At 44.6% G+C, this 13,762-nt stretch carries 13 protein-coding genes; all 13 read right to left on the bottom strand.

What is annotated here, in order from left to right; translation table 11 throughout:
• Window positions 1–10 precede the first annotated feature (10 nt).
• Complete coding sequence (gene yabQ / locus P4361_RS04745) at window positions 11–613, bottom strand: spore cortex biosynthesis protein YabQ (RefSeq protein ID WP_328088458.1); 603 nt, start codon at window positions 611–613, stop codon at window positions 11–13.
• A complete protein-coding gene (gene yabP, locus P4361_RS04750) occupies window positions 610–915 on the bottom strand; it encodes a sporulation protein YabP (RefSeq protein ID WP_053356251.1) in 306 nt (101 codons plus the stop codon). Before yabP ends, yabQ begins: the two co-directional genes overlap by 4 nt.
• A 143-nt stretch (window positions 916–1,058) precedes the next feature.
• Window positions 1,059–1,340 carry an RNA-binding S4 domain-containing protein gene (locus P4361_RS04755; RefSeq protein ID WP_053356252.1) on the bottom strand — a complete coding sequence of 94 codons (282 nt, stop codon included), beginning with the start codon at window positions 1,338–1,340 and terminating at the stop codon, window positions 1,059–1,061.
• Window positions 1,341–1,613: an HU family DNA-binding protein gene (locus tag P4361_RS04760; protein ID WP_053356253.1), complete on the bottom strand. Its 273-nt coding sequence runs from the start codon at window positions 1,611–1,613 to the stop codon at window positions 1,341–1,343. It abuts the gene before it with no gap.
• 115 nt (window positions 1,614–1,728) lie between these two features.
• The gene (gene mazG / locus P4361_RS04765; RefSeq protein ID WP_328088459.1) at window positions 1,729–3,180 is read right to left on the bottom strand and encodes a nucleoside triphosphate pyrophosphohydrolase; all 1,452 of its coding nucleotides are present in this window, start codon (window positions 3,178–3,180) and stop codon (window positions 1,729–1,731) included.
• A gap of 1 nt (window position 3,181) precedes the next feature.
• Window positions 3,182–4,777, bottom strand: coding sequence for a putative polysaccharide biosynthesis protein (locus P4361_RS04770; protein ID WP_328088460.1), 1,596 nt, complete (start codon window positions 4,775–4,777; stop codon window positions 3,182–3,184).
• Window positions 4,778–5,127: 350 nt separating this feature from the next.
• Entirely contained in the window at window positions 5,128–5,664 is a 537-nt protein-coding gene (gene spoVT, locus P4361_RS04775) for a stage V sporulation protein T (RefSeq protein ID WP_328088461.1), read from the bottom strand.
• A 158-nt stretch (window positions 5,665–5,822) separates the two neighbouring features.
• Window positions 5,823–9,356 carry a transcription-repair coupling factor gene (mfd, locus tag P4361_RS04780; RefSeq protein ID WP_328088462.1) on the bottom strand — a complete coding sequence of 1,178 codons (3,534 nt, stop codon included), beginning with the start codon at window positions 9,354–9,356 and terminating at the stop codon, window positions 5,823–5,825.
• A 159-nt stretch (window positions 9,357–9,515) separates the two neighbouring features.
• The gene (locus P4361_RS04785) at window positions 9,516–9,746 is read right to left on the bottom strand and encodes an anti-sigma-F factor Fin family protein (RefSeq protein WP_053356259.1); all 231 of its coding nucleotides are present in this window, start codon (window positions 9,744–9,746) and stop codon (window positions 9,516–9,518) included.
• 72 nt (window positions 9,747–9,818) lie between these two features.
• A complete protein-coding gene (gene pth / locus P4361_RS04790; RefSeq protein WP_328088463.1) occupies window positions 9,819–10,379 on the bottom strand; it encodes an aminoacyl-tRNA hydrolase in 561 nt (186 codons plus the stop codon).
• A gap of 187 nt (window positions 10,380–10,566) precedes the next feature.
• Window positions 10,567–11,238, bottom strand: a complete 672-nt coding sequence (locus tag P4361_RS04795) for a 50S ribosomal protein L25/general stress protein Ctc (RefSeq protein WP_328088464.1) — start codon at window positions 11,236–11,238, stop codon at window positions 10,567–10,569.
• Between the two features lie 100 nt (window positions 11,239–11,338).
• Window positions 11,339–12,292 carry a ribose-phosphate diphosphokinase gene (locus P4361_RS04800; protein WP_328088465.1) on the bottom strand — a complete coding sequence of 318 codons (954 nt, stop codon included), beginning with the start codon at window positions 12,290–12,292 and terminating at the stop codon, window positions 11,339–11,341.
• A 63-nt stretch (window positions 12,293–12,355) separates the two neighbouring features.
• Entirely contained in the window at window positions 12,356–13,729 is a 1,374-nt protein-coding gene (gene glmU / locus P4361_RS04805; RefSeq protein ID WP_328088466.1) for a bifunctional UDP-N-acetylglucosamine diphosphorylase/glucosamine-1-phosphate N-acetyltransferase GlmU, read from the bottom strand.
• Window positions 13,730–13,762 lie beyond the last annotated feature (33 nt).

Consider the following 13,762-nt stretch of genomic DNA (forward strand, 5'->3'; position numbering starts at 1 on the left):
GCCCACCCTCCTATTTCTCCTGTTTGCGGAACCAATTTTTGACTGTATTCTTCAGAGAAATAAGAATCCCTGCTTTTTTTAGCCATTTACCTTTTAAATTATACCATGTTTGCTTAGGAATGAAACGCAAAATCAGTCTAAATAACCATTTTATTGGAGAAAAAACAATCTTGAGCAGCGTGAAAACAATGGCCCAAACCCATCTTGCCGCCAAAATGCCTATAGCTAAAATGATAGAGATTACCCATTTTACAGGCTTTATGATAAGTCCATAGAAAAGCCGTACGAAAAAGCGGAACAATTGTGTGACAATGCGGATCATTACTTCCAGCACACGTTTATAGCCTGTTTGCAGCAACGCTTTATAAAAACTGAAGCCGCACAAAAGAGCCGCAAAAATATACAAACGGAGATTGGCATGGTTCACATGAAGCAAAACATAAAAGACGATCAGTGCCTGCAGAAGCCAGAAAATCAAGTCATTGATAAAGTGCAGCCAGTACCATTTTCGGCGTTCATGGACGAAACGGCCATACGTATCAATCGCCATCCCGATCCATATTCCCATGGCTGCCATGGACAGCATCGTCTGGAATTGTACAGATAAGGTCATTTGAAAAGCTTGCCGAAAAATCCTTTGGTTTTTTCCCCGCTCTGCTGGTCAAGATAAACAAGGTCAAATACTTTCCCTTCTATGGACACCATGCCGGATTCCACATCCAGATTCTTCATTTTCAGGTTGGTACCCCGGATTGCAAGAAAGCCCATCGTTGTTTCCAGTAGAAACTCCTCGTTATCAAAGCTTTCAACCTGTTTGACACCAGTGATCTCAAGTTTTTTCCGGCCAACCATTTTCACGTCATGATCTGGAAGGTTCGCATTATTTAAGGAGCCATAGTTATGATATTGGTCCATTCTAATCCCCCTCTTTCGCTTTATGTTTATGAAAAGAGGGACAACTTTAGAACTTGGACTAAACAAAGAAAAGCGCATCCTCCGAGGACTAGGGATGAAATTAATGTTTTAAGCTGAAAACAAGAGCTAAATAAAAGAAGAGCCTAGAACTTAGGCTCTTCTTCCGTTGATTGAAGTGATTCCTCATTGATGATGGTATACATTTGGCCAGCTTCCTCTTTTTTAGTGAACTCCTTTAGCTCGTCTACGCGAACGGTCACGAGTTTCTGTCCGAAGCGGATAGAAAGTTCGTCACCGGCTTTCAGAACCGAAGAGGATTTGGCCTGTTTGCCGTTGATGGCGATGCGGCCTTGATCAGAAATTTCCTTTGCTACCGTCCTTCTTTTAATAAGACGGGAGACTTTAAGAAATTTATCAAGACGCATTTACTTTACGGCTTCCTTTAACTTGTTCCCTGGACGGAAAGCCGGAACTGTAGAGGCAGGGATGCTGATCTCTTCTCCAGTTTGCGGGTTGCGCCCTGTACGGCTTGAACGCTCTCTTGTTTCAAACGTTCCGAATCCTACGAATTGTACTTTGTCTCCGCTCTTCAACGCATTTGTAATCTCATCAACAAGACCACTTACTACCACTTCAACGTCTTTCTTGGTTAAACCTGATTTCTCAGCAATATTTGTCACTAGTTCATTTCTGTTCATTTTTAAAAACCTCCTTAGCATTCTTTCAAAAGATTCGGGCAAAGTCCAGAAAACTTAAGGGTTCTGCTTGCTCTCGAACAATATTCTCTAAGAAAAAACAGATTCCTTCCCGGTTTTACAAATTTTCTTTCGCCTGATTCCAGAGCTGGTCCATCTTTTCCAGAGAGGCTTCCTCTGGAGTTAGCCCTTCTTTGCTTAGTTCATTTTCGATATAGCGGAACCGGGCATAGAACTTTTGATTCGTCAGAGCCAGTGCTTCTTCCGGATGGATGCCGTAAAAACGTCCGAGGTTCACCATGGTGAACAGCATGTCCCCAAATTCCTTACGGCGCTCATCGTCGGATTCTGCGGACTTCCATTCATCGAACTCTTCCCTTAACTTATCTAAAATAGGCGTGACCTCATCCCAGTCAAAACCGGCCTTTGCCGCTTTTTTCTGATAATCATAAGCTTTGTGCATTGCAGGAAGCCCTTTTGCTACCCCATCAAGGAGCGAGCGGCGGTGCTCATTTCCTTTTTCCTTAGATTTGATCTGCTCCCAATTTTGAAGCACTTCATCCGCTGTATCGGCTTCTACGTCACCGAATACATGAGGATGGCGCCTGATCATTTTTTCTGCCAGACTCGAGATCACTTCATCCATTGAAAAATAACCTTCATCTTCACCGATTTGGGCATGCAGCAAGACTTGAAGGAGAACGTCCCCCAATTCCTCCGCTAGATGCTCATCATCTTCATCATCGATGGCTTCAAGCACTTCATAGGCTTCTTCGATTAAATATTTTTTCAACGATTCATGCGTTTGTTTCTTGTCCCATGGACAGCCGTCCGGCCCGCGCAGTTCTCTGATGATACCCCGCAGATACTCAAAATCCCGGTACAGCATTTCCTCTTTATCAACGGGAGGAACATAGACGGCCGTCAAATTATTGAGCGTGACAGAACGATCCAGTTCATAGAGGGGAACCCACTGAATGGATTCTTCGGCACTTCCTGCAGCGGTCACAACAGCAACTTTAAAGTCATCCGGATACTTTTCCATTAACGTCAGTTTTACTTCTGAAGCGATGAATCCATCATACACCTGCACGATGATGAGGTGGTTGCGGATCTGGATGTGTTCCTTCTTCAAGCTGGTGCCGTCCAAGATTTGACATCCATCAATCGGGTCAATTTTTAAAGCGGTATACATCTCATCCAGAAAACTTTTGCCTCCCGCCACTTTCACTTCAACGCCGCGGCTGTCAGCTTCCTTCAGCAGCAGCTGAACGGTTTGCTCGGCAACAAGCGGATGACCTGGCACGGCATAGATGATGTGATCTGAAGAAGCCTTTTGGAATAAAACAGAAGTGATTTCACGATAAACATCTTCAAAAGCATCATGTTTTTCATAGATGTCATCAAAGAAAGTCATCTTGACGCCTTCCTGCTCCAGCTTAGCTACAGCTGGATGATCATTTGTACGGACAAAGACATGTTCTGCCTTAAGCAGCATCCGGTACACTCCTACAGTGAGCTGATCCAGGTCCCCTGCTCCCAGTCCAAGTATTGTTATCGAATAAGGCATGTTAACTCCTTCTTTCTTTCCAGCGTTTCAACATATGCTGTAATTTTTGTAGTTTAGGAATGCGGACCAGATCTTCCACCTTAAATACTTTAGCTGTTGTGAGTGCCACAAAAAGAGCGACCCCGCCGCCTGCACTGGCAGCCAGTGAAATGACAGCATCCGCCGATCTGGATTCTGTCATCACACGATCCAATCCTGATTTTATGAGCCATGCCGTAAGCGACATCACAGCCGCAGCGCCGCCGATGCGTATGCCATAAAATTTTTCAGCAGCAGCAAAGCCTGTTGTTCTTTCTAATATGATAAGATTTATTGCCGCTGCGGCAATGGATGCCAATACAGTGGCAAAACTTGCTCCCATTGGACCCCATAACGGCATCATAGCAAGGTTTCCTGCCACTTTAACAATAAAAGCAGCTGATACACTCATCACAGGATAGGTACTGTAACCCATCCCCTGCAAAAGGCCGGTGGATACAAGGAAAAGGGAAACGGTCAGGATAGAGATACCCAGGACTGCGATTTCCAAGGATCCTTCCGCGCTCTCAAAAAGCATCCGGTTTACAGGCTCGATAATCACGGCAAGGCCTGCCGAAGCGGCTAGACCGATAATAAAAACAGCCTTTATCGAGATACCGCATATTTTTTGAATTCTGGCAGAGTCCAAACGTACTTTTGCCGCGGCCACCGCTGGGACAGCAGCAAGGGAAATGGATGTTGCAATGACCGTACCCAGCTGAAGGAGCGGCTGCGCCCTGTCAAAGATCCCTTTTAAACTTCTTGCCTCCCCTAGCGTCACCCCATTTTGCTGCAGAAGATTTACGAACGTAAACGCATCCGCCAGCTGGAATAAAAGTAAAATCATTGAGCTCAATGATAATAGAAGCCCCGCTGAAAGGAGCTGAAAACCTATCTTTCTTGATGGCTTGGACCCCACTATCCAGCTTTTCTTCCGGCTCCCGGATCGGTAGAAATAGAGAACTAAAACGAGTAGCCCTGCCAAAGAACCGACAGCAGAGCCAGCGGAAGCTCCCGCACCAGCAATATAGACATTATAGCCATGTGAAATAAAATAATAGGAAAACCCAATGATACAGGCGACCCGGATGAACTGTTCTGCCACCTGGGAAAAAGCTGTGGGTTTCATTTGTTCAAATCCTTGAAAGATTCCCCTGAAAACGGCCACAAAGGGTACGGTCAAGTAGATCAGCGAAGTCGCCTGAATCGGAAGCTGAAGCCCCGGGTCACCCATCCAGCTTGCAATCTTGGCTGATGCAAAAAACAACAGAAGAAAAAGAAGCAAGCCCGCCGCAATAAATGCAGTAAATGCACTTCGGATGATCGTGCCTCTCTCCTTTTCTAAAAGACCTTCTGACCTTTCAGACAGAAGACGGGAAAGAGCAACAGGAAACCCGGCCAGCGCAAACGCTGAGGCGATGCCGTAAAACGGATACACCTGCTGAAACACATAAAACCCCGTATTGCCTGTTATATTTTGATAAGGAATGCGGTAAACCACACTTAGAATTTTTACGATAAACATGGCGATGGTCAACAAAAATGCCCCATGCCAAATCCGTTTCGATTGTTCGTCCATACCTGCTCCTAAACACTGCATCGAATAAAAGTATAAGTATTATAGCATAGTTAGAAAAGCTGAAGCGCCTGGTTAGAGACGACAAGCGCTGGAGTTCTCACACAGCAACACGTTTTTTGTGTTGAGGTGGGAGATCGAAGCGTTCGAGTCTCTAGGCGCTGAAGCCGGATCAAGAAAAGCTGAAGCCGCTGTTTAGAGACGAAATGCACTGGAGGTCTTTGGCATAAAACGCTTTTTGTTTTCTGACAAAGACCGAAGTGGTCGAGTCTCTAGCGGCTGAAGCTGGATCAAGAAAAGCTGAAGCGCCTGGTTAATAGCAGAAAAAAAGAAGGAGCCTCAGCTTCCTTCTTTTAGTGTTCCATTTGTCTGGCAAGAAAGCCCGCTGCAGTCTCTGCAAGCTTTTGCTCGAGTTCTGTGATTTTCTTGCCTTCTTTTGATATTAAAGCAACGGCTCCAATCGGATCTCCGCTCGCTACAATCGGTGCAATAACGTAGGATGATGACTCTTTCGTTCCATCTACGATCTCTACTTCGCTTCCTTTGGAATCAAGCAGTGATTTTCGGTCGTTCATTGATGATTCAATCATTTTGCCGATGCTTTTGTTCAGATAGTCTTTCTTTGATCCGCCAGCTACCGCAATAAAAGTATCACGGTCAGCGATGAGAACTAAATGTCCCGAACTGTCAGCCAAGGATTCAGCATATTCTTTTGCAAAATCACCGAGTTCATTGATCGGTGAATATTTTTTTAATATCACTTCGCCATCCCTGTCCACAAAAATTTCAAGTGGATCTCCTTCTCTGATGCGGAGCGTACGGCGAATCTCTTTCGGTATAACAACCCGGCCAAGGTCATCAATACGGCGTACAATGCCTGTTGCTTTCATAGAATAATGCCCTCGCTTTCATATGGTGTATTCACTGGATGTAATACATAAATGAAACCTTCTTTTGAAGATTGTTCCATTCCCTGCTAGTATTATTTGTTACCTTGCGAGTTCTATTCATCAAAAGCATTTTGTTTTTGGCCGGGTGCCGCTTCTCTTTACGATCTGGACTTGGCTTTATCTTTTTTGACGCTTTTTAGCTTCTTCAGTACCTGCTCCATTGCCTGAAGCAGTTCTTTATCCGAGATGCGTTTTTTGTTAAATAATATTTTAAGTCTTTCTTTTTCCACACCAAGATTAATGAACCGGCCGAGCTTGTTGACGATATCAAACAGCTTGGCACCATCTATTTTCTCTGTCGCTTCCTGCGACAGCATGATGGTTACCGTATCGCCTTTTTGCTCAATGCTGTCCGCGCTTTCTTGTTTGGCCAGCTCTTTAATCCTCGCAATTAACAGCAAGCATTCCACTTCAACCGGATAATCGCCAAAACGGTCGATCAGACTGTCATGAAGCTCATCGACATCAGCAAGGGAGTTCGCCGCCTTAAATTGCTTGTACATGTCGATCTTCTGTTTGCTGTCGTCGATATAGGTCGAAGGAATATAGGCATCCACTTCAATATTAATATCAATCACAGGCACAGTTTTCTTCGGCTTGTCGCCTTTTCTTTCTTCAATGGCTTCCTGCAGCATTTGAGAATAGAGGTCAAATCCAACAGAGTCAATAAAACCATGCTGTTGAGCCCCAAGAAGGTTCCCCGCTCCTCGGATCGACAGGTCACGCATTGCAATTTTAAAGCCTGAGCCAAGTTCTGTGAACTCCTTGATTGCCTGAAGTCTTTTTTCAGCCACTTCCGTAAGCACTTTATCCCGCTGATAGGTAAAATAAGCATAAGCGACCCGGTTGGAGCGCCCAACCCTCCCTCTTAACTGATAAAGCTGGGAGAGGCCCATTTTGTCAGCATCATAGACAATCAATGTATTGACGTTCGGTATGTCTACACCCGTCTCTATAATGGTCGTGGACACTAGCACATCTGTATTGCCCTCAAGGAAATCAAGCATGACAGATTCCAGTTCGTTCTCCGACATCTGTCCGTGAGCCGCAGCTACCCGGACATCAGGTATGAGAGCTGATATCTGTTCGGCCATCCGATCAATCGTTTCTACTCGGTTATATAAAAAGTAAACCTGGCCGCCGCGCCCAAGTTCGCGCTCGATCGCCTCTCTCACAAGGGATGCGTTGTATTCCACTACATAGGTTTGAACAGGAAAACGGTTTTCAGGCGGTGTTTCAATGACTGATAAGTCCCTTACACCAAGCATGGACATATGGAGCGTCCTCGGTATAGGGGTCGCCGTTAACGTCAGTACATCAACGTTAGATTTTAACCGTTTGATTTTTTCTTTATGAGTAACCCCAAACCGCTGTTCCTCGTCAATAATCAGAAGGCCCAGATCATGATACTGGACATCCTTGGAAAGTAAACGGTGTGTTCCGATGACAATATCAACAGTTCCGTTCTTAAGCCCTTTCGTCACTTCCGACTGTTCCTTTTTAGAACGGAACCGGCTGAGTGAACCAATGGAAATCGGAAACTCGGCAAAACGTTCACGGAAGGTTTCGTAGTGCTGCTGAGCCAAGATCGTCGTTGGAACGAGGAATGCCACCTGCTTACCGTCCATAACTGCTTTAAAGGCGGCACGGATAGCCACCTCCGTTTTGCCATAGCCGACATCCCCGCAAAGAAGGCGGTCCATGGGGCGGGTCCTTTCCATATCGACCTTAATTTCATTAATAGCCCGAAGCTGATCGTCTGTTTCCTGATAAGGAAAGGAGGACTCAAATTCCTGCTGTTCAGCTCCATCTTTTCCGAACGCATAACCAACACTGGCTTCGCGTTCAGCATAGAGCTTGATCAAGTCATCCGCAATATCCTGCACCGAAGACTTAACTTTGCTTTTGACCTTCTTCCAGTCACTTCCGCCCAAGGCATAGATTTTCGGTTCCTTCGCTTCAGAACCGACAAACTTCTGCACTTGGTCGATCTGCTCGACAGGCACATAGAGCTTGTCATTTCCGGCATACCGAATGTGAAGATAATCTTTGTGGACCCCTTTTATTTCAAGGGTTTCAATCCCTAAGTATTTCCCAATCCCATGGTTAACGTGTACAACATAATCGCCGACTTTAAGTTCTGAGTAGCTTTTGATCCGTTCGGCATTGGACATTTTTTGAGAGCGTACTGGACGTCTTGCTTTCTTTGTAAAGACTTCTTCCTCTGTGATGACGGCAAGCTTCTGTTTCGGTGATTCGAAACCACTCGATAGGTCACCGATCAAAATTTGATTCACTTTCGGCTTAAGTACGGTATCGCCAGAAATAAGGCTCGCTTCCATTTCGTAGTCAGCCAGCACTCTTTCCAGACGCTTTGCCCGCTCCTCATTGGCGGCAAGAAAGACGACTGTATATCCTGTTTTCTTCCACCGCTCCAGTTCACCCTTCAGGACTTGTAGCTGCCCATGGAAATTCTGCATTCCTTTGCTTTCGACATTTACAATATTCTGCGGATTGGTGTGCGGAACATGGCGCAGGAAAAGCGATAGATAAATTTTATGGAATGGTGCCTGCTGTAGGATATCGCTCTCTTGTGATAAACGGATATCCGTCAGAATTTCCCCTTGCATCAGCAGTGATGTATGCCATTCTGCTTCTTCTTTTTCCAGCTGGTTCGACATCTCCTGAACACGGCTGACTTCATCCATTACGATAATACTGTCCTTTGGCACGTAATCCAGCAGACTGGCAGGCTCATCATAAAATAAGGATATATATTTATACATCCCCTGGTAGCGCTGCTTTTCCTTAAATTGGCCGATTTCATAAGCCGTATGTTCAACAAGTGTTTCTTTAACCTGCTTGTCTTTAATCTTTTTTAGTGTGGAGGCCACTCCGGCTTCCATCTTTTGAACCGCTGTTTCAAATTGTTCACTATAGAGCAGGATCTCCTGTGCAGGCCCGATCAATATTTTTTCTGTCTTTTTGTCAGATCGCTGCGTATCCGCTTCAAAAAAGCGAATTGAATCGATTTCCGTATCAAACAGCTCAATTCGGACCGGCAGTCTTTCTGTTAAAGGATAGATGTCCAGAATTCCGCCGCGCATACTGAACTCTCCTGGTGAGGAAACCATGCTTACCCGCTCGTACCCAATGGCCACGAGTGTGTTCAATACGTGTTCTACCTCAAGATCCATTCCTGTTTCAAATCCAAGCTGACTCTGTTTCCATAAACTTTTCGGCGGCAGAAATCTCCTGACACCGGCAATCGGAGCTATAATGACGCCTTTATCCTTATGAGTCAGAAAGTTAAGCACTTCTAACCGCTGAGCTTTTAACTCGGGACTGGCAATTGCAATTTCTGAAGATATCAAATCATTGACCGGATAAAGAAAAACCTCTTCTTCCGGAAGCAGGCTGCATAGATCTTCATAGAGCTTCTGAGCCTGATAAAGATTATGAGTGATGACGAATTGTGTTTGTCCCGTCTGCTCATATAAAGAGGCAATTAGAAGCGTCCTTGCCGATCCGGATAATCCGGCGACCAGCTGTTCTTTCAGGTTTTCCTTTAAACCTGTCAGTACAGCCTGAAAATCATCGCCCTTGCTGTAGAGCTTTTTAAGTCCTAACATGTAAACCTCCCCCCTGATGAAATACAAACCCGTGTATTCCTCAGTACTATGTTGTATATGCTTACTGATGGTGTTTCTTGCTCTTTCCCCGTTTATGATATGAATATTCTATTCTGCTTCAAACAGAAAAAGCCTTGGCCAGCTGCCAAAGCGACTTTCTTATTGAATAAAAGAATGGAGCGCATAGTAATCCGGGTTTCTCTCAAGCGCTTCATGACAATCCTCGCAAATGGTTTTGACTTGTAAATGCCCTTGCTTGTCATACTCGAGCATCGCTTGCCTTTCTTCAGAAGTAAGCTCGTGAAAACCAAGCTGTTCTGAAGTAAGATTCTGGTGCTCCAGGCTTCCCACGTGCTTTCCACAGTGGCGGCAATGATAATGAATAGCCAATGACACAGCCCCCTTATCCGGTTCATATTATGTTATGTTACTCCCATTATGAACGGAACAGGGGATTTCTATTCAGCCGTTGTACTTATTCATGACGCGTGAAAACGGCATAGACAGAAAGGCTTCACACGCATCAGATGACCGTTGAAGAGCTGATTCAATAAGAGGAGTGTCCTCTTTAGAAAACGGACTGAGAACGTAATCCGGTACAGGCTGGGCATTGGACGGCCTTCCAATTCCGAATCGGACTCTGTTATACTCCTGAGTGCCAATATGGGCGATAATAGATTTCATCCCATTATGGCCGCCGGCACTTCCTTTTTCCCTCAGCCTCAGTTTGCCTGCAGGGGTATCCAGATCATCGTAAATGACCACCATGTCCTCAACAGCCAATTTAAAATAATCTTTAAAAGGGCGGACACTTTCTCCTGATAAATTCATATACGTTAAAGGCTTTAACAAATACACCTTTTCTCCATTAATTACACCAGTCCCATAAATCCCTTTAAATTTCGATTGGTTTAAAGGAATGTTAAAACGCTTTGATAATTCATCGATCACCCAAAAGCCCACATTGTGGCGTGTATTTTCATATTCTCTGCCCGGGTTTCCGAGACCTACAAACCATTTCACATGAAATCCTCACTTTCATGGCCGCTGTCTTACACCAACAGCCTATGATGATGCTACCTCATATTATACACTAAACTGTGCTGGTCATTAATTAAGAACACCTACAGAAAAGCTCATTGAGCCAGGCACCAATCAAAACAAACGGCGCAGCCTGCAAGCTGCGCCGTTCCTTATCTTCTGCTATTAATTATTCTTTAGGCCCGCCGGAACCCTTGTCCTCATTATCCACAGCTTTTCCTTCTGCATCTCCGCCTGGATCCGCTTCTGCTTCTTCTCGATCTTCAGCATCTTCGTCTTCCGTTTCAGCAACGGCCGGAGGTGTAACAGTCAGAACAACCTCTTCCTCGTCATCAACAATTTCATAAGAAGATGAGGCCGGAAGATCTTTTACAAGGAGGGAATCTCCAATGTTAAGATTTTCTGCATTGACTTCAATATGATCCGGGAAATCATTCGGCTTGGCTTTTACCGTCACCGTATGAAGAATACGCTGAAGGACACCGCCTTCTTTCACTCCCGGAGATTCGCCTGTAACCGTTAGAGGCACATCAGCTTCGATTTCTTTTTTAAGGTCAACCACGATGAAATCAATATGTCTGACTTCATTTTTTAAGTGATCTCTTTGTACTTCCTGAACCATTACCGACAATTTTTTCTTATCATCTGTAACCAGGGAAATAACCCCGTTTAGTCCATGGTCTTTTATTACTTTTATAAACTCTGTTTCTGTAACAGCTATAGACTGAGGTTCTGTGCCGCTGCCGTAAACAACCGCAGGCACATTCCCTTCTTGTCTTAGTTGAGTGATATAAGAACGCTTTGTGGTATTTCGTTTATTGGCTTTGAGTTCTGTTGCCATATTATTTCACCCTTCCTAAATATAAGTCTCTATAAGAATTACCCTATTTTACGAAGTTTAAAACCAAGCAAGCAAAAACCATGTCTCCGAAAGCTGTCTATTAATCAAATAGTTTGGAAACAGAAAGCTGTTCGTGAACGCGAATAATCGCTTCTCCAAGCAATGGAGCCACAGATAGCTGAGTAACTTTGTCCGTGCGTTTTTCGTCTGGAAGGACAATCGTGTTCGTCACGACAAGTTCTTTAATCCTGGAGTTCTGGATGCGTTCCATTGCAGGACCTGACAATACAGGGTGTGTACAGCACGCATAGACTTCCTTTGCACCGTTTTCAACAAGCGCGTTTGCAGCAAGTGTGATCGTACCTGCAGTGTCGATGATGTCATCAATCAAAATCGCCGTCTTTCCTTCAATGTTACCAACGATGTTCATGACTTCAGCCACATTCGGACGCGGACGACGTTTGTCAATGATCGCAATAGGAGCTTTCAGACGGTCTGCCATTTTTCTTGCACGTGTTACTCCACCGTGATCAGGAGAAACCACGACAATGTCATTAAGTTTCTTATCTTCAAAGTAATTGGCAAGAATCGGAACACCAAGAAGCTGATCCACTGGAATATCAAAGAATCCCTGGATTTGGGTAGCGTGAAGGTCGATAGTAATAACCCTTGTCGCCCCTGCAGTTTCTAAAAGGTTTGCTACTAGTTTTGCTGTAATAGGTTCACGCGCACGCGCTTTGCGGTCCTGGCGGGCATACCCGTAATAAGGAATGACCACATTGATCGTTTTGGCTGAAGCACGTTTAAGCGCATCAATCATGATAAGCAATTCCATTAAGTGCTGATTAACTGGGGCGCTTGTAGACTGAATAATATAAACTTCGCTCCCGCGGATGCTTTCTTCGATATTGATTTGGATTTCGCCATCGCTGAAGTGGGTTACAGAGCTTTTTCCAAGATCAATTCCAATATGCTTCGCAATTTCCTGTGCGAGTTCAATATTTGAATTTAACGTAAAAACCTTTAACGTAGAATCAACATAACTAGTAGCCATTAACACCTATTCCTTCCGTTTTTTAAACTACTTGCTCAATTTTCTTGTAAACAGCTTTATGCTTTATTTTTTGTTCTTTAATTTTGAAACATAACCTTCTTTAGTTGTCTGTCTGCTTCTCGCAATCGAGAATGCTTCACCTGGAACATCATCAGTAATCGTAGATCCTGCAGCGACATAGGCGTTTTGCCCGACTGTTACAGGAGCGATTAAATTGGAGTTGCAGCCGATGAAAGCTCCGTCTTCAACTTTCGTTAGATGCTTGTTCTCTCCATCATAATTCACGGTAATCGATCCGCAGCCGAGGTTCACCTCTCTGCCAATCTCCGCATCACCGATATAGCTTAGATGAGAAGCCTTGCTTCCTTGTGCCATTACCGATTTTTTCACTTCCACAAAGTTACCAATCTTTACCTGGTCTTCAATAGAAGAAGCTGGGCGGATATGGGCGAACGGCCCGATGTTTACTTCATTACCGACCTCACTGTCATGAACGACGGACTGTTTGATCGTATTTCCGTTTCCGAGCTTACTGTCCTTAATTTCACTGTTTGGTCCAATGATATTGTTTTCACCGATGACAGAAGATCCATTGATCATTGTGCCCGGATAAAGAATGGTGTCTCTTCCGATGACTGCGTCAGAAGAAATATACGTCTGTTCAGGGTCAATGATGGTTACACCGTTTCTCATATGCCCTTCATTGATTCGTTTTTTCATCGTTTTTTCCGCTTGCGAAAGGGCTACACGGTCATTGACACCAAGCGTTTCATCAAAAGATGGAGTCTGATAAGCTGCTACGACTTCACCTTTCTTCTGAATAATTTCGATTACGTCTGGCAAATAGTATTCACCCTGAGAGTTATCGTTATTGACAGAAGAAAGAGCCTCAAATAAGGACTGGTTATCGAAGCAGTAGGTTCCCGTATTAATTTCCTGTACTTTCTTTTCTTCGTCACTTGCATCTTTATGCTCAACGATTCTTTCAACCGTTCCGCTCTCATTGCGAAGTACACGTCCATAACCTGCTGGATCTTCTGCTTTCGCAGTAAGAATCGTGACTTTCGCGCCGGCGGCCTGATGCTCATCAATCAGCTTTTGCATCGTTTCTGCAGTGATCAGAGGAGTGTCGCCACATACAACAAGCGTAATGCCGTCCTCTTTTGACAGGGCATCATCAGCCTGCATGACTGCATGCGCTGTTCCTAGCTGTTCTTCCTGAAGTACATATCCTGAACGGTCTCCTAGCTGGTCTTTAACCTTTTCGGCGCCATGGCCTACTACCGTTACAATCTTCTGCATGTCCAATTGAGAGATCTGATCGACCACGTGTTGTACCATTGGTTTGCCGCAGACAGGATGCAGTACTTTATATAAACTGGATTTCATTCTCGTTCCTTGACCTGCAGCTAACACTACTGCGAAGCGTTTACTCATAAATGACCTCCACTATTATTTACTATTACTCTG

This window comes from Fictibacillus sp. B-59209, assembly GCF_036216745.1.
GTDB lineage: Bacteria > Bacillota > Bacilli > Bacillales > Fictibacillaceae > Fictibacillus_C > Fictibacillus_C marinisediminis.

Excerpts from the sequence above, each read along its gene's own strand:
- yabQ (WP_328088458.1), bottom strand. The coding sequence starts at position 613 with ATGACCTTATCTGTACAATTCCAGACGATGCTGTCCATGGCAGCCATG.
- yabP (WP_053356251.1), bottom strand. The coding sequence starts at position 915 with ATGGACCAATATCATAACTATGGCTCCTTAAATAATGCGAACCTTCCA.
- P4361_RS04755 (WP_053356252.1), bottom strand. The coding sequence starts at position 1,340 with ATGCGTCTTGATAAATTTCTTAAAGTCTCCCGTCTTATTAAAAGAAGG.
- P4361_RS04760 (WP_053356253.1), bottom strand. The coding sequence starts at position 1,613 with ATGAACAGAAATGAACTAGTGACAAATATTGCTGAGAAATCAGGTTTA.
- mazG (WP_328088459.1), bottom strand. The coding sequence starts at position 3,180 with ATGCCTTATTCGATAACAATACTTGGACTGGGAGCAGGGGACCTGGAT.
- P4361_RS04770 (WP_328088460.1), bottom strand. The coding sequence starts at position 4,777 with ATGGACGAACAATCGAAACGGATTTGGCATGGGGCATTTTTGTTGACC.
- spoVT (WP_328088461.1), bottom strand. The coding sequence starts at position 5,664 with ATGAAAGCAACAGGCATTGTACGCCGTATTGATGACCTTGGCCGGGTT.
- mfd (WP_328088462.1), bottom strand. The coding sequence starts at position 9,356 with ATGTTAGGACTTAAAAAGCTCTACAGCAAGGGCGATGATTTTCAGGCT.
- P4361_RS04795 (WP_328088464.1), bottom strand. The coding sequence starts at position 11,238 with ATGGCAACAGAACTCAAAGCCAATAAACGAAATACCACAAAGCGTTCT.
- P4361_RS04800 (WP_328088465.1), bottom strand. The coding sequence starts at position 12,292 with ATGGCTACTAGTTATGTTGATTCTACGTTAAAGGTTTTTACGTTAAAT.
- glmU (WP_328088466.1), bottom strand. The coding sequence starts at position 13,729 with ATGAGTAAACGCTTCGCAGTAGTGTTAGCTGCAGGTCAAGGAACGAGA.